Consider the following 13,976-nt stretch of genomic DNA (forward strand, 5'->3'; position numbering starts at 1 on the left):
GTCATAGCGGCAAAACCATCGAATATGCTAGAGGCATCCCGTACTTTGGGGTGCTTTTTTTGTTTGTTCATCAAAATATTAACTTTTTCACTCTACCGTTGTAAAAAGCTTGTAACTTTTAGTTGGGATCGGTCGTTTATAATTCAGTGTAGGTTGGAACAGATTTCTAATTTTAGGTTTTTTGAAGAAATGATCGGGATATCAAGAAAGGATGAGCGTGATTGCTGGCATGAAGAATTTATTTCTCAGAAAAAGACCTGCCAAAAGCCAGTCAGGCGATGAACATCAACAGGGGGAAACACCGTTGGAGGCATTGACGGAGTCGGGAGAAAATACATACATAAGTGAACCAGCGCACCCGACAAGTGAAGTATCTTTATCTGAAAGTGAAATCGCTTCGGATGAATTGACTGCAGCTACTGTCACCACCGTTGATGAACCCCAGAAGAAGATCAAACCAAAGAAGGATATGTTGCCTCCATATGATGGACCTGTACTGGAGGTGCGTAACGTGCATCGCAGTTTCCAGACAGGCAGTCGCATTATCCATGTGCTCAAAGGCATTGATATGGAAGTGAATCCGCAACAACTGGTCATGCTGAAGGGGCGATCGGGCTCAGGCAAAACAACACTGCTGAATATGCTCGGTGGACTGGATCAGCCTTCAAGTGGAGACATTCTGTTCTCTGGCCAGCCTCTTCAGGATTGGGGAGACCGGCGGCGGACCGCTTTGCGGCGCAAAGAGATCGGTTTTATTTTTCAGGCATATGCACTCATGCCCTTATTATCTGCTTGGGAAAATGTAGAACTGTCGCTGCGCATGGCGGACGTTCCGCGAGCGGAATGGAAGGACAGGGTTGGTCACTGTCTGGATCTGGTTGGACTATCCAAACGGGTGAAGCACCGACCTTTCGAGATGTCCGGGGGAGAGCAACAGCGGGTGGCTATAGCCAAGGCGATTGCCCATAGACCCAGATTGTTGCTTGCGGATGAGCCTACAGCGGAACTGGATTCCAAGATGGGCGCTCAGGTCATGGCCGTATTCCGCAATATTATTGAAGTAGAACAAGTAACAATATGTATGACTACACACGATCCTACAATTTTGGAGGTTGCGGACCATGTTTATGAAATGGCGGACGGCAGATTTATCAAGTAAAGGGGCCGCTCCGAAGAGGGGGAAACGCGCAGCACTTGTTGTACTTGGTGCAATAATGGTTGCAACGATGTCCGGCTGCTCATTGCTGCCGTCAGAAACAGAGGAAGAAGTGCTTCCGCCTATCACACCACCAACGATCTCCAAGAAACCGGAATATGAAGTCCGGACGGAAACGTTGGAGAAAAAAGTAAGTGGCAGCGGTAAGATGATGAGTCAGCGGGAAGAGAAGGTGTACTTCACGCTTGATGGCATGCATGTCAAAGAGTTAAATGTTAAACCAGGGGATAAAGTGAAAAAGGGTCAACTTCTTGCTGTCCTCGATGTGGAGAGTGTAGAGAAGGAGATCCGTGGCAAGAAACTGGCTATTCGCAAATCCGAAGTTCAAATGAAGGAAACACTCCGCAAGAAGGATGAGATGGACCCGGTAGAGTTCGAAGAATCAACGATTGCGTTTGAAGAACTACGCCAGGAACTCGCTGATCTGGAGGAACAACTGGGCAAAGCCACGTTGACAGCTCCGTTTGGTGGCACAGTTATTGCTGTGCAGGTAGAGAAGGGTGCAGCCGTGAAAGCGTATGATCCGATTGCTACGATTGCGGATACATCCAATCTGGTTGTGGCAGCTACCTTTGCCAAGGAAGATCTGGAGAAGTTCTCCGCTGGTATGAAGGCAGAAGTAGATATTAATGGAGCTGGAAAAGTCGCTGGCAAAATTAAAGTCATGCCTATCGCGGAAGCATCGGGAAGCGGCAGTGGCGAAGGGACGGGGGAAGGCGGTACGCCTCCAACCAAGGAAACGCTGGATAAGTATGTCATCGTTACACTTGCAAAAATGCCAAAAGGCGTCGAACGTGGCACACCACTATCGGTCTCAATTGTAACGCAGCGTACCGAGAACGCGATTGTGATTCCTGTATCCGCTTTACGCTCCATCGGTTCAAGAACGTATGTACAAGTCGTGGAGAGTGATGGCAGCAAGCGTGAAGTGGACGTTGAAGTTGGACAGCAGACATCGACAGATGTCGAGATTCTGAAAGGTCTGACCGTAGGTCAGAAAGTAGTGGGACGCTAATGGGGCTGCCATTGCTTCGGCTGCTGTTCCGCAAAATGTGGAACACGCGCTGGATGACCTTCAGCACACTGATCGGATTGATTGTGGCGGTAGCGTTCACCGTCAGTATTCCAATGTATGCCGATGGTGCGTTGAAACGGGTCGTCGCGCAAACGCTGCAGGATAACAGTGAAGGGTTGCCAGCCGGTTCGTTGCTTATGAGTTATCAGGCACCCGGTGGCGTGAAGACAGACACACGGGGTCTGGATGAAGTAGATCGTTATATTCGTGAGGATGTTCCTCGCGACATCGGGTTTCCTTTTCATACGTATGTGAATTCAAGGTCTATTCGCAGCACAGAGGTGAGCCCTGAAGATCCAACCAAAGTGGATGCCAGCAGGGCGCGCAGTATGAGTCTGGGTACGATGAGTGGGCTGGATGCACAGGTGAATTACTCTGCCGGGGTGAAACCTGGAAACCAGGTCAAAGATGACACGATCGAGGCAGTCATGTTGGAAGAGGGTATGTACCGTAACGACCTGCATATCGGTGACATTCTGGAATATCCGGTGTATAGCGGTCTTGATATCACGTTACGTGTGAAGATTACGGGGTCCTTCAAGGCAGATGATCCGAACAGCCCTTACTGGGTACAAGGATTTGACGGCATGATGAATGGACTATATGTGGATGAATCGGTATTTAATGATGTTTTACTGAAGGAAAAAGGGATTCCACTTCAGAATTCACGCTGGTATTATGCCTTTGATCTGAAAGAAATTCAAACCAGCCAGTTATCAGGTCTGACTTCCATGCTGGAAAGGCTGGATATCGATCTGTACCAGCGGCTGAAAGATACAAAAGTGGACATCACCTTTGGTGATCTGCTTAAGCAGTTCCGCAGTCAGAGTCTGCAACTGCAGACGATGTTGTTTACCTTGGCAGCACCGATGATTGCGATGGTCTTTTATTTTATTGCGATGAATGCCAGACAGTCATTACAAAAGCAAGAGAGTGATATTGCGGTATTGCGCAGCCGTGGAGCTTCAGCTCGGCAGATCTTCTCTCTCTACCTGCTTGAAGGCATATTTCTGGGCGCTATTGCACTGGTTATTGGGCCGTTGCTTGGTTGGTTTATGGCCAAAAGTATCGGTTCAGCAAGTGGCTTTCTCTCGTTCGTAGATCGGAAGTCTATTCCGATCGGTGTATCAAAAGAAGCTATCCTCCTGGGCGTAGCAGCGGTCCTTGTTGCGATCATCGCATCACTTATCCCTGCAATAACCTATGCACGGGCAACCATTGTATCTGCCAAACGGCGGCAAGCACGGACAGACCGTGCTCCAGTATGGCAACGCTGGTTCCTGGACGTTGTGTTGCTGGGCCTGGCTGGATATGGATACTACCTGTTCTATGAACGTCAGATGTTGACCTTCCAGACCGGAATGACAACCGATCAGTTGCAGGTACAGCCGTTTCTATTCTTTGTACCCGCACTCGCGATCTTTGCGCTTGGACTATTCTTCCTGCGCTTGTTCCCGTGGATATTGAAGCTTATTCAGCTGATCGGTCGCAAATTTCTCCCGGTCCCGCTGTATCTGACATTAACGCAGTTATCGCGTTCTTCATCTTCTTATTATCCGCTGATGATCCTTCTTGTATTGACACTGGGACTTGGGGTGTACAACTCGGCTGCGGCTCGGACGATTGATCTGAATTCCACTGAGCGTACCTTGTACCGTTATGGTTCTGATGTGATTATGCAGACTGTGTGGGAAGGAACACCTGAGGTTAAACCCGGTGGTTCCGGACAGAACGGCGGTACGGGTGGAGGTCAACAAGGTGGTGGCAATGGAGGAGGAGGTTCTGCTGGTGGTGGTTCCGGCGGAGGTAATGGCGGTGGAGGTGCTCCAGGTGGTGGCGGCGGTTCTTCGCAGCCATCCAAAGTCATCTACTCCGAACCTCCATTCGAAGTGTTCCGCAGATTAGACGGGGTTGAACATGCAGCACGAGTGCTGCAGACCAAAGGCAACATTATCGTCTCTGGTAAATCGGGCGGACAGGGGATGCTGGTCGGAATTGATAATGTAGACTTTGCTCAAGTGGCATGGTTCCGCAACGATCTGTTCCCGGCACATCCTTACAAGTACCTTGACTTGCTTGGAAAATATGAAGGGGCTGTATTGATCTCTTCCAAATTTGCTGACAAATTTAAGTTGAAAACCGGAGACCTCGTCTCTATGGGTGTACAGGGACAGGCGATTGAATTCGTCGTGTTCGGGATCATTCCTTATTGGCCAGCCCAGTATCCGGATCAGATGCCATTCTTCGTGGCGAATCTGGATTATATCTATGATCAGGTGCCTTTGATTCCTTATGAGGTATGGCTGAAAATGGAACAGGATGCCAAAGTGGCTCCGTTAATGGAGAAACTTGCAGCAGAAGGTATCGAGTTATCTTCGGTGCGTGACGTCCGCACCGAATTAGTATCTCAGGGTAAACATCCGTCACGAGGTGGCGTATTCGGGATACTGAGCCTTGGATTCCTGGTATCGGTTATTATCTCGTTGATCGGATACGTCCTGTACTGGTTCTTCAACTTGTCCGGACGTGTTGTGCAGTTTGGTGTATTACGGGCCATGGGGTTATCCCGGGCTCAACTGAGCGGTATGCTGCTGCTGGAGCAGGTGTTCACAGCGGGGCTATCGATCCTGCTAGGTATTGGGATTGGTCAGGTATCCAGTCGTTTATTCCTGCCATTCCTGCAAACGACGGATAATGTATCTGCTCAGGTACCTCCGTTCCGAATTGTGTTTGAACAGCAGGATATGTTGCAACTGTATGGGGTCACCGTGGTGATGCTGGTCATTGGTGCAACAATGTTGCTCTGGCAGATTCGCAGATTGCGGGTTCACCAGGCAGTCAAAATGGGAGAGGAGAGGTAAACGTGATCCAATGCGAAGGACTTGTCAAAATTTTTAAATCCAGCGATGTGGAAGTCGTTGCTCTTCAGGGTCTCAACCTGACTGTCAATCAAGGTGAAATGATGGCCATCATCGGTAACAGCGGTAGCGGTAAATCCACACTGCTGAATATTCTGGGCGGGCTTGATCGTCCTACGGCTGGTACGGCCGTTGTGGGAGACTGGGATTTGCTCAAGATGACAGATGCCCAATTGGTCGAATACAAACGTCATACGGTAGGTTTTATCTGGCAAAATAACGGTCGTAACTTGCTGCCTTATCTCACTGCACTGGAAAATGTGGAGACTCCCATGATTCTGGGAGGCAAGCGTGATCGTGCTTACGCGAAACAGTTGCTCGAGTGGGTAGGCCTTAAGGATCGGATGCATAACAAATTGCATCAATTGTCAGGAGGAGAGCAACAACGGGTAGCGATTGCGATCTCATTATCCAATCGTCCCAAAATTCTGCTTGCAGATGAACCTACCGGTTCGGTCGATTCCGAGACATGTGATACAATCATGGGCATTTTCCGAAGAATGAACAAGGAACTCGGCGTCACGATTGTCATCGTTACCCATGACTTGACACTTGCTGGCAAGGTAGACCGGATCGTTGCGATTCGGGATGGCTTGACCAGTACCGAGTTTGTGAAGCGCAACCCTAATTTGGATGAAGAGCATAACTTGTCCGAAGCGGGTATGCCGGACATTCACGAAGCATTTGTCATTATAGACCGTGCAGGTCGGCTTCAGGTGCCAAAAGAGTATCTGGAGGCCTTATCCATTGATAACCGGGCTACATTGGAATTTGACGGTGAACGTATTGTTATTACACCGCCAAGATAATTAATGAGGGGGAATTGGAAGATGAAGAACAGGTTATGGGGAAAACGTGTGCTGGCTGTCATCGCTACTGCGACGCTGGCACTGCCGCTGATTGCCGGCTGTACGGCAAGTGAGGCCAAGGATACGGAGCAGCGTGTATTACGTGTGGCTACGTTGTGGGGAGGACAGGATGACAGTTACTTCCGTCAGCAATTTACCGATGCTTTTGAATTGACACATCCCAATGTAACCATCGAAATTGTAGCTGCTGTTGATCAGAGCAGTATGTATGGGTATGGCAACACGGAAGAACAGCCGGAAGTTCCGGATACGATGGAGAGTCTGAAGAAGATTATGACTGGGGATAACCCGGTTGACGTTATCGTGGCCGATACCGCCACAGTGAAATCATTAATTCAGGAGAATCTGGTGAAACAGCTGGACCCACTGATGCAGGAAGATAAGTTTGATACCAGTGATATCGTGCCTAGTGTACTGGAGGGAATTAAGGACCTTGGGGATCAGAGCATTTATGCATTGACACCAACGTTCTCCTCATCGGCTTTGTTCTATAACAAGGGTATGTTTGAAAAAGCAGGCGTGGAACCGCCAACGGACAACATGACATGGGATGATATTTTCAATTTGGGTACCCGTCTAACGAAAGGTGAAGGTAAAGATCATGTATTTGGTTTCTCCTTCACGACATATCAGGGTGGTTCGCCGTACTACTCCATGCAGCAGTACTACAGCTCGTTGCAGCTGAAGACGTTTGATGACAAAGCAGAGAAGATGACAGTAGATTCTCCTCAATGGGAGAAAGTGTGGAGCACCATAAGCAAACTTGCGATTGACAAAGTTATTCCTAAAGGCGACGAACCACAGGATCAGGATCCGAGTGGGCGTTATGATCCAGTACAGGGTGACCTATTCCTGAGTGGCAAGTCAGCCATGGTTATTGGCGATTACAGCTATATTAATCAATTAATTGATGCTAATAAAAATGCGGATAAAATGAAAGACTTTACGAAAGTGGATTGGGATGTGGTAACACCTCCAGTTCACCCGGAAGCTCCTGAAATTGGAGGTAGCATCTACCTGAGCAACCTCATGGCGATTAATAGTGCGGCTCAGAACCCGGATGATGCATGGGAACTGATCAAGTACATGAACAGTGAGGACTGGGCTAAGATCAAAGCACGTAGCAGCTATGAGATGGTATCACGGAAGAGCTTCATTAAGCCCAAAGACGGCCTGGATTATAACATTCAAGCATTCTATGCGCTGAAGCCGATTCCGCCAACCAATACCAATCTGGATAAAATGTATCAAAAATCCCCGGGCTTATGGCAAGTCAATGAAAAAGGTATGGAATATTTCAACCAAGTACTGGAGAACAAAAAGACACCAAAAGAAGCGCTTGGTGAGTGGGCAGCTAAAGGAAACGAGATGCTGGAGAAATTGAAAAAGGATCCTAAAGCTACGTTCCAATGAGATTTGACGAAGTAGTCATAACATAAGTTAAGGATAGCCGCTGAAGATTTTAATCTTTGGCGGCTATTTTTATGAAAATGGGGCATTCTACAAAAAGCAGGAATAAATGACGACTCCGGAAAGGACGAGCGGTATGCACTGGGTATATTTCAGCAAATTGTATGCAACCAAATTTCAGGCAGGATGTCTGGCCAAACGTATGGAGCAGGATGGATGGATTTATGGTCATAATGAACCAGCGGAAGTAGAAGTTTATCGATCACGTAAAGGACGTTACGGTGTACGTTTTATTCCCTGACATTACCCCTTGACTTATTAGGATAGAATGGTGTATATTAATTAAGTCGCTGTTTTAATATTTCTTACTGACGCGGGGTGGAGCAGCCCGGTAGCTCGTCGGGCTCATAACCCGAAGGCCGCAGGTTCAAATCCTGCCCCCGCAATTTAGTTTCACTTGGATGATTCACAGCCATCATCTGCACGTTATACATTATGTCTAGGGCCCTTAGCTCAGTTGGTTAGAGCGGTCGGCTCATAACCGATTGGTCACAGGTTCGAGTCCTGTAGGGCCCATACTCTTAAAACCCTTGCCTAGCAAGGGTTTTTTTCTGTCTGCATGTAAGGCTCTGGAGTAGAAGGTATCTTGTTAATGGTGTCTTTCTAGAATGCCCTTTTTTTCGAATCTCATTGTATGTCCATGCCATCTACCAAATCTCGCATATACTATCCTATTCCAACCCATAGGAGGTAGATTTCATGAGTCAATTTCTTGATGCAAGAACATCTCAGAATGCGAGTTTGGCTAACTCTATTGCAATACCAATCCTGGTTATTAACACACCACAATTATTCGGTCAGATTGGTCTGCAAACAGCAGGAGCAGGGGCAAACCCACGGGTACAATTCAAAGGAACGGTGTCTGTGCAACTTCCTTTGGCACTCGTTGGTATAACCATCGCAATTGTTAGGGGAACTTTGGCTACGGACCCTGTGATTTATTCCGCAACATCTACGTTTAGCTTAAGTGTCCTTGCACCACAGATTATTACGTTCTCTGCAGATGACTTCAATCCGCCTATCACGCCTCAATTGACGTACACTGCATTTATCAGTTCCAACTTGCTCGGTACGATCCGTGTAGGCCCTGAGAACTTTGATGGAGCCCTGTATTCCGACTAAGGACCTGCCCTCAAAAGCAGGTTTTTTTCCTGTTGAAGGGGAAAACTGAACTTCATCGAGTAGGTAGTGTTCTATGATATAATGCATTACAGAGATTGAATGGTATTAGACATAAAATAGTACATGAACATCTGAGAAAACTTATGAAATTAGCGATAGAAAGCAGGTTTCCGTTTAATGACGTCAAATGAAAGTCAACGTTTTCGTTACAGTGAAGCACCGGTCTGGGATTGGCAGAGAGCTTATTATGAACAGAAGGGGCTACAAGCTTGGACAGAGAACCAAGTCCCTCAATATATTACCAGTAATCCGATGATTGCCACGGCGTATGCAGAGATGATCTTTGGCTTTCTTCAGGACCTCTCGAACAAAGGAAAGATCAGCGAGACCGTAACCATTCTTGAACTTGGAGCGGGTGTAGGGCGTTTGGCACACCAAGTTCTCCTGAAACTGCTTGAGTTAAAGGAATTTGCTGGAATACAGTTACCGCCTTTCAGATATGTGATGACGGATCTCGTAGCGGAGAATGTGCTGGGTTGGCAGGAGCATCCATCCATGCAATCCTTTATTCAACAAGGTATAGTGGATTTTGCACGTTTTGACGCTGTAGCGGATACAGAATTGAATCTGGCCGTTGCAGGTACGGTTATTCGGCCCGGTGATCTGGAACAACCGTTGTTGTTGATTGCTAATTACTTTTTTGACAGCATTCCACAGGAATTAATCTACATTGGGGATGGCGGGATCTATGAGTGTGATCTGCTTGTACAATCTCCGGATCGTCGTCTTGATCTTGAGCCTGCTGAGATGCTGAAGAACATGACGCTGAGTTATGAGTATCGCCGAGCGCCGGAATACAGTGCGGATAACTATCCGTATCAGGAGCTTATCACATTGTACAAAGAGGAACTGGAGGATTCGCACATTCTGTTCCCTGCAATCGGGTTATCCTGTCTCGAAAGGTTGAACAAGCTGTCACAGTCAGGTTATGTGTTGATTACCGCTGATAAAGGGGATCATCGCCTGGATAACTGGAAGTTCGCAGAGCCACCTGAATTTGTTCTTCACGGGAGTTTTTCTCTAACGGCTAACTACCATGCCATTCAATATGTCTTGGAACAACAGGGTGCCCATACACGATTCACAACACATCATTATAAAGATCTGAATGTTGGATGCATGTTGATGGTTGAAGAACCCATTAGTTATGTGAACACACGTCTGGCCTACCATCGATTTGTTGAACGTTTTGGACCAGATGACTTTTTCAGCATGAAACAATGGGTAGACTCTCGAATAGAAAGTATGGAGTTGAAGCATATTTTACCATTTTGGCGTCTGGGCGGGTATGATGCGGAGTTCTTGATCCACAGTGCGACGCACATTTCCAGTCTTCTTCCTGATGCAAGTGATGAGGAAATGCTCGATATTCAGTCAGGAATTCATACGATGTGGTCGTCCTACTATATTATGGAGCAGCAAGGAGGTCTGGCTTTTCTGGCAGGGCAGTTATTATATGAGATGTATATGTATGAGGATGCAAAACGGTTTCTGGAGATATCGTTGGTTGCAGATCCGAGTAACCATAATCCAGCCGTCTTATACGATTTGGCTGTGTGCTGTTATGAACTTGAACTGGAAGAAGAAACCCTATCATATACCCGAAAGGTACTAGCTCTGGAACCTGATCATGAAGAGGCGGCAGCGTTGCTCCAGAGTTTCGAGTTGATCTGAACGGAACAATTGTAGTTTGTCTCCTGTATGCAGGATGTAATTGGTAATGTTTATATAGAAATTGAAACCTTTAATTGAACTTCATCGTATTAATGGGATATTCAACCAATTATTTCTATAGTACATAAAGGAGACAGAGCTATGAAGAAAATGTTATCCGTTGCATTATATCCACTTGCTTGGGTGCTGGGGGCCCTGAGTATCTTATCTGGAAATGCAGACAGCGCTCTATTCGCTAAGGATATCGCTACAGATCGAAGCTATGATGGGCAGGCTATATATGATAGTATTGAACGTAGAAATGCCTAACTACATATCATTCAACTGTAAAGGTAATTGTGTCGTCGAGCAATAACATGAGAAACAATTACTCTTGAAGCGAAGTACGGTGAGCAGGAGTTCTGTTCTGTCCGTACAACCTTTAAGCCGGTTTCGTACCTTATTCAGGTATGAACCGGCTTTTATTTATGAATGGGGGATACCAGATGAAAACTATCATTGGACAACCGAGGTTGGAACAGGATTTGTTGCAGCTTGAAGCCGAACTCAAGCAACACCCTGATGCGGATATATTGTTTTTTCCTGAAGGTTATCTGAACCAGAATGTTGAGGAAGCTTGCAGGTTAGCGGCTGAATATGGGACCATGATTGTATCAGGTCATCGCAGACTGGACGAACGTCCAAAGGACCGATCGGTTATGATCAGTAAGGCTGGAGAGATTGTATTGGAGAAAGCAAAATATACACCTGCTGAGACGGTTGAGGAACAGGGTTGGGTAATAAGCACTTTGTTGTGTGATGAGCTGGTCCTGCAAGGATTTCGCAACGAGAATATAGGAAATGTGGACATTGTGATGCATTCCATTGGTGTGGGGATGTTCAGTGAAGAGCAGTACAGTGAGTGGGTCGAAGAGGCTCGGCAGATCGCCTTGAAGCATCAATGTATTGTCATGGGGACTAGCCATGCGGATGGTTCGTACCGTGATAGCGAGATCTCCATTCCGATCGCCTACTGTATAACACCTGCTGGAGAGGTTGTTCTGGCATCCCGAAGTGATACACGTACTCGTACAATCCTTCTGGACAGAGGAAATACAGCCCCTTCACCTCAGGAGTCACAAGAAAAACAACTGAGAATCTCCATCGACCCATCTGGTTAAGTTACCAGGCATGAATACCAGATGAATGGGCTGATGAACTTGCCGAATCGCCCGGTCACTTGCGCGGAATACGCATATGTTATGGCATACCTTGAAATTCAAAGGAGGCCAATCAAATGAGTCAAGTTGGATACGGTTGTGGCAATGTTGGTGGATTCGGCGGCGGATGGACTTCCACAAGTGCAATTCTCGTGCTTTTCATCCTGCTCGTGATCATCACAAAATCTTTCTGGCTGTAAGTCACGTGTAGAAACGTGCAAACAGTGGCTCCGCTGAGACTTCAGCGGGGCTTTTCCAGTTTATAAGAAGCAACATATGCCATCCATGACATTTGACAACTGAAAACAATGTGCTTAAAATCACATAAGAGACTATTAACAGAGATTGAAGGGATAGCAATGCCGTTTATTCGCTTTAAAGGATTCACAGGTCCTCAGCTAGAGGAAGTTGTACCCCAAATTACAGAGCAGATGGCCCTAATTACTCATATTCCAAGGGAGAGAATGAAGGCAGAGCGTCATGATGTACAAGCGCTAACACCTTCTCCGGCTTCTATAGAGATTCTGATGTTTCAACGTGACCAGGAGATTCATAATCGGATTGCATCGTCGGTGCAAGCTATTTTGGAAGAAGCATACATGCCGGATGTGCATATTTTCTTCAATATATTGTCACCTACTTTGTATTATAAAAAAGGCAGGCCGCTGACAGATTATCGATTGGATTGAGATTGTGAGGGACGAGCAGAATGTTGCTCGTCTCTTTTGATTTACATATTTTTCGTATGTTTAGCAATGGTATGGTTCCTGTGAACCCTGCTCAACGATAATGAGCATATCGCAGATACAATAAACAAGGCTCCACCGATAAGGTATACCCATCGAACGCCCAGTTGATCGGCGACTAGACCAAAGATAACTATGGATACACTCATAACCGTGGATATCAAGACGCCATGAGTGGCGTATACCTTGGTTAGGGATTCGACAGGTACACTGTTCTGAAGCGCTGTCTGCTGAGCCACATCACGAATCTGATGAATTGGACCCATGAGTATGCATAACACCAGAGCGAGCCATGGCAGGTTGTTTAGACCATAAACGACGGTCAGCAGGCTGAAGAGAAGAGAACCTATGGTCATACTAGCGATTAGATGCTTCTGAATACGTTTGGCCAGTGCAAGAGCCAGAATACCTCCAAGCATGGTTCCAGCAGCGTAACTCGAGTTCATGAGTCCCCACCAACCTTCTCCTCGTCCCAGAGCTTCTTTTGCAAAGGCCAGCGTAACAGCTCCGATCCAGATGGAACCTGCAAGAGCCTGGGCAATGTCCATAAGCGTAATCAGTCGTAATGATGGATTGTTCCAAAATATACTCCAACCTTCCCTCAATACATTCCGCGATACAGCAGATTTCTGGGGTTGTTCTACATTCCGTGTGAGCGAGCCCATAGCAATCATGAAGATCAGAACGGCCCAGGACAGGCTTGTAGCTGCCCAGAAGGTCTGTGACGCCCCCCAGTTCATCACGGCAAATCCCGTCATGGCGTAACCGACAATGGTTACAGTCTGATTGGAGAAAGATAGCAGGCTATTTGCTTTTATAAGGTCTTCACCTTGAACCAATCGTGGCGTTAAAGTCTTCAGTAACGGAGTTTCCCATCCGTCCAAGAAGGATAGTATGATCACTCCGAGAAATAGAAGCGGAAGTTGTGAAATCAAGTGATTCAACGAAATGGCTATACAGGTCATGATTAATGTTTTGGCTATAGAAATGCTGATCAATAGTCTGGAGAATGGGAAACGGTTCACAAGTAATGGCAAAGTGAAACCAGCCATTATGCGTGCAATGATCTGAATAAGTGGAAACATTGCAGCTGAAAGTACCGATCCAGTGAGACCGTATATAAACGTAGTAATGACCATGATATATATGACATTAATAAGCGAGAGCAGCGTTTTGGCGGCCCAGTACGGATAAAATGCAATGTTCATGCCAATGTTGTCCTTTCCGAAACGATATATCTATATTACGGGCATTGTCATCATTGCACCACAAACAAAGTTATCATTTTCCCGTCATTTCACCACAAAAAAACTGCCCAACAGGGCAGTCATCTTCTAATGCCTATAGTTCATGCCATAGCGAGTGTAAAGGCGATAAGCAACATCAGCAGGCTGGTCGTTCTGACCATAGTCATATAAGGCCTGCTGGGTTCGGCTTCACCCCGGGAAATCCAGCCATAACGCAGATACCAGCCGAATTTTGGGAAACAGAGATTGATGATACAGAGTACCATGAATATAAAAAAGAGGGTTCTCATACCCATCTTCCTTTCTCGCTTACATAACGGATCTCATCTTAACGTTTGCGTCTGGTAAAAAAGACTACAATCAAAATGATAATGATGATA

The 13,976-nt window shown here is 46.6% G+C and carries 14 protein-coding genes and 2 tRNA genes; 14 read left to right on the forward strand and 2 right to left on the reverse strand.

Translation table 11 applies throughout. The features are described 5' to 3' along the window. Positions 1 to 211 precede the first annotated feature (211 nt). The 14 genes from QF041_RS30235 to QF041_RS30300 all read left to right on the forward strand — a co-directional run bounded on the left by QF041_RS30235 (position 212) and on the right by QF041_RS30300 (position 12,292). On the forward strand, positions 212 to 1,159 hold the full coding sequence (locus QF041_RS30235; RefSeq protein WP_307416753.1) for an ABC transporter ATP-binding protein: 948 nt from the start codon (positions 212 to 214) through the stop codon (positions 1,157 to 1,159). After that, the gene (locus QF041_RS30240) at positions 1,122 to 2,231 is read left to right on the forward strand and encodes an efflux RND transporter periplasmic adaptor subunit (RefSeq protein ID WP_307416754.1); all 1,110 of its coding nucleotides are present in this window, start codon (positions 1,122 to 1,124) and stop codon (positions 2,229 to 2,231) included. The genes QF041_RS30235 and QF041_RS30240 overlap by 38 nt, the downstream gene beginning before the upstream one ends. Then, positions 2,231 to 5,152 carry an ABC transporter permease gene (locus QF041_RS30245; RefSeq protein WP_307416755.1) on the forward strand — a complete coding sequence of 974 codons (2,922 nt, stop codon included), beginning with the start codon at positions 2,231 to 2,233 and terminating at the stop codon, positions 5,150 to 5,152. Before QF041_RS30240 ends, QF041_RS30245 begins: the two co-directional genes overlap by 1 nt. 2 nt (positions 5,153 to 5,154) lie before the next feature. Beyond that, positions 5,155 to 6,018, forward strand: coding sequence for an ABC transporter ATP-binding protein (locus QF041_RS30250; protein WP_307416756.1), 864 nt, complete (start codon positions 5,155 to 5,157; stop codon positions 6,016 to 6,018). 21 nt (positions 6,019 to 6,039) lie between these two features. Further along, the gene (locus QF041_RS30255) at positions 6,040 to 7,491 is read left to right on the forward strand and encodes an ABC transporter substrate-binding protein (RefSeq protein ID WP_307416757.1); all 1,452 of its coding nucleotides are present in this window, start codon (positions 6,040 to 6,042) and stop codon (positions 7,489 to 7,491) included. A gap of 106 nt (positions 7,492 to 7,597) precedes the next feature. Then, on the forward strand, positions 7,598 to 7,789 hold the full coding sequence (locus QF041_RS30260; RefSeq protein WP_047843730.1) for a hypothetical protein: 192 nt from the start codon (positions 7,598 to 7,600) through the stop codon (positions 7,787 to 7,789). 71 nt (positions 7,790 to 7,860) lie between these two features. Beyond that, positions 7,861 to 7,934 (forward strand) — tRNA-Met (locus tag QF041_RS30265). A 56-nt stretch (positions 7,935 to 7,990) separates the two neighbouring features. Further along, positions 7,991 to 8,064 (forward strand) — tRNA-Ile (locus QF041_RS30270). Between the two features lie 183 nt (positions 8,065 to 8,247). Continuing rightward, entirely contained in the window at positions 8,248 to 8,670 is a 423-nt protein-coding gene (locus tag QF041_RS30275; protein ID WP_307416758.1) for a hypothetical protein, read from the forward strand. Between the two features lie 177 nt (positions 8,671 to 8,847). Then, positions 8,848 to 10,404: a tetratricopeptide repeat protein gene (locus QF041_RS30280; RefSeq protein WP_307416759.1), complete on the forward strand. Its 1,557-nt coding sequence runs from the start codon at positions 8,848 to 8,850 to the stop codon at positions 10,402 to 10,404. Positions 10,405 to 10,545: 141 nt separating this feature from the next. After that, on the forward strand, positions 10,546 to 10,713 hold the full coding sequence (locus tag QF041_RS30285) for a hypothetical protein (RefSeq protein WP_307416760.1): 168 nt from the start codon (positions 10,546 to 10,548) through the stop codon (positions 10,711 to 10,713). Between the two features lie 176 nt (positions 10,714 to 10,889). Continuing rightward, positions 10,890 to 11,564, forward strand: coding sequence for a carbon-nitrogen hydrolase family protein (locus QF041_RS30290; protein WP_307416761.1), 675 nt, complete (start codon positions 10,890 to 10,892; stop codon positions 11,562 to 11,564). Positions 11,565 to 11,680: 116 nt separating this feature from the next. Continuing rightward, positions 11,681 to 11,803, forward strand: a complete 123-nt coding sequence (locus QF041_RS30295) for a sporulation protein YjcZ (RefSeq protein ID WP_083679583.1) — start codon at positions 11,681 to 11,683, stop codon at positions 11,801 to 11,803. Positions 11,804 to 11,962: 159 nt separating this feature from the next. Then, the gene (locus QF041_RS30300) at positions 11,963 to 12,292 is read left to right on the forward strand and encodes a DUF1904 family protein (RefSeq protein ID WP_017687348.1); all 330 of its coding nucleotides are present in this window, start codon (positions 11,963 to 11,965) and stop codon (positions 12,290 to 12,292) included. A gap of 41 nt (positions 12,293 to 12,333) precedes the next feature. Here the strand turns inward: QF041_RS30300 and QF041_RS30305 are convergent, their stop codons facing one another. Both QF041_RS30305 and QF041_RS30310 read right to left on the reverse strand, forming a co-directional pair. Next, positions 12,334 to 13,557, reverse strand: coding sequence for an MFS transporter (locus QF041_RS30305; protein WP_307416762.1), 1,224 nt, complete (start codon positions 13,555 to 13,557; stop codon positions 12,334 to 12,336). A gap of 140 nt (positions 13,558 to 13,697) precedes the next feature. Then, positions 13,698 to 13,886, reverse strand: coding sequence for a DUF6199 family natural product biosynthesis protein (locus tag QF041_RS30310; RefSeq protein WP_051447369.1), 189 nt, complete (start codon positions 13,884 to 13,886; stop codon positions 13,698 to 13,700). Positions 13,887 to 13,976 lie beyond the last annotated feature (90 nt).

The organism is Paenibacillus sp. W2I17 (assembly GCF_030815985.1).
In the GTDB taxonomy this organism is placed as follows: domain Bacteria; phylum Bacillota; class Bacilli; order Paenibacillales; family Paenibacillaceae; genus Paenibacillus.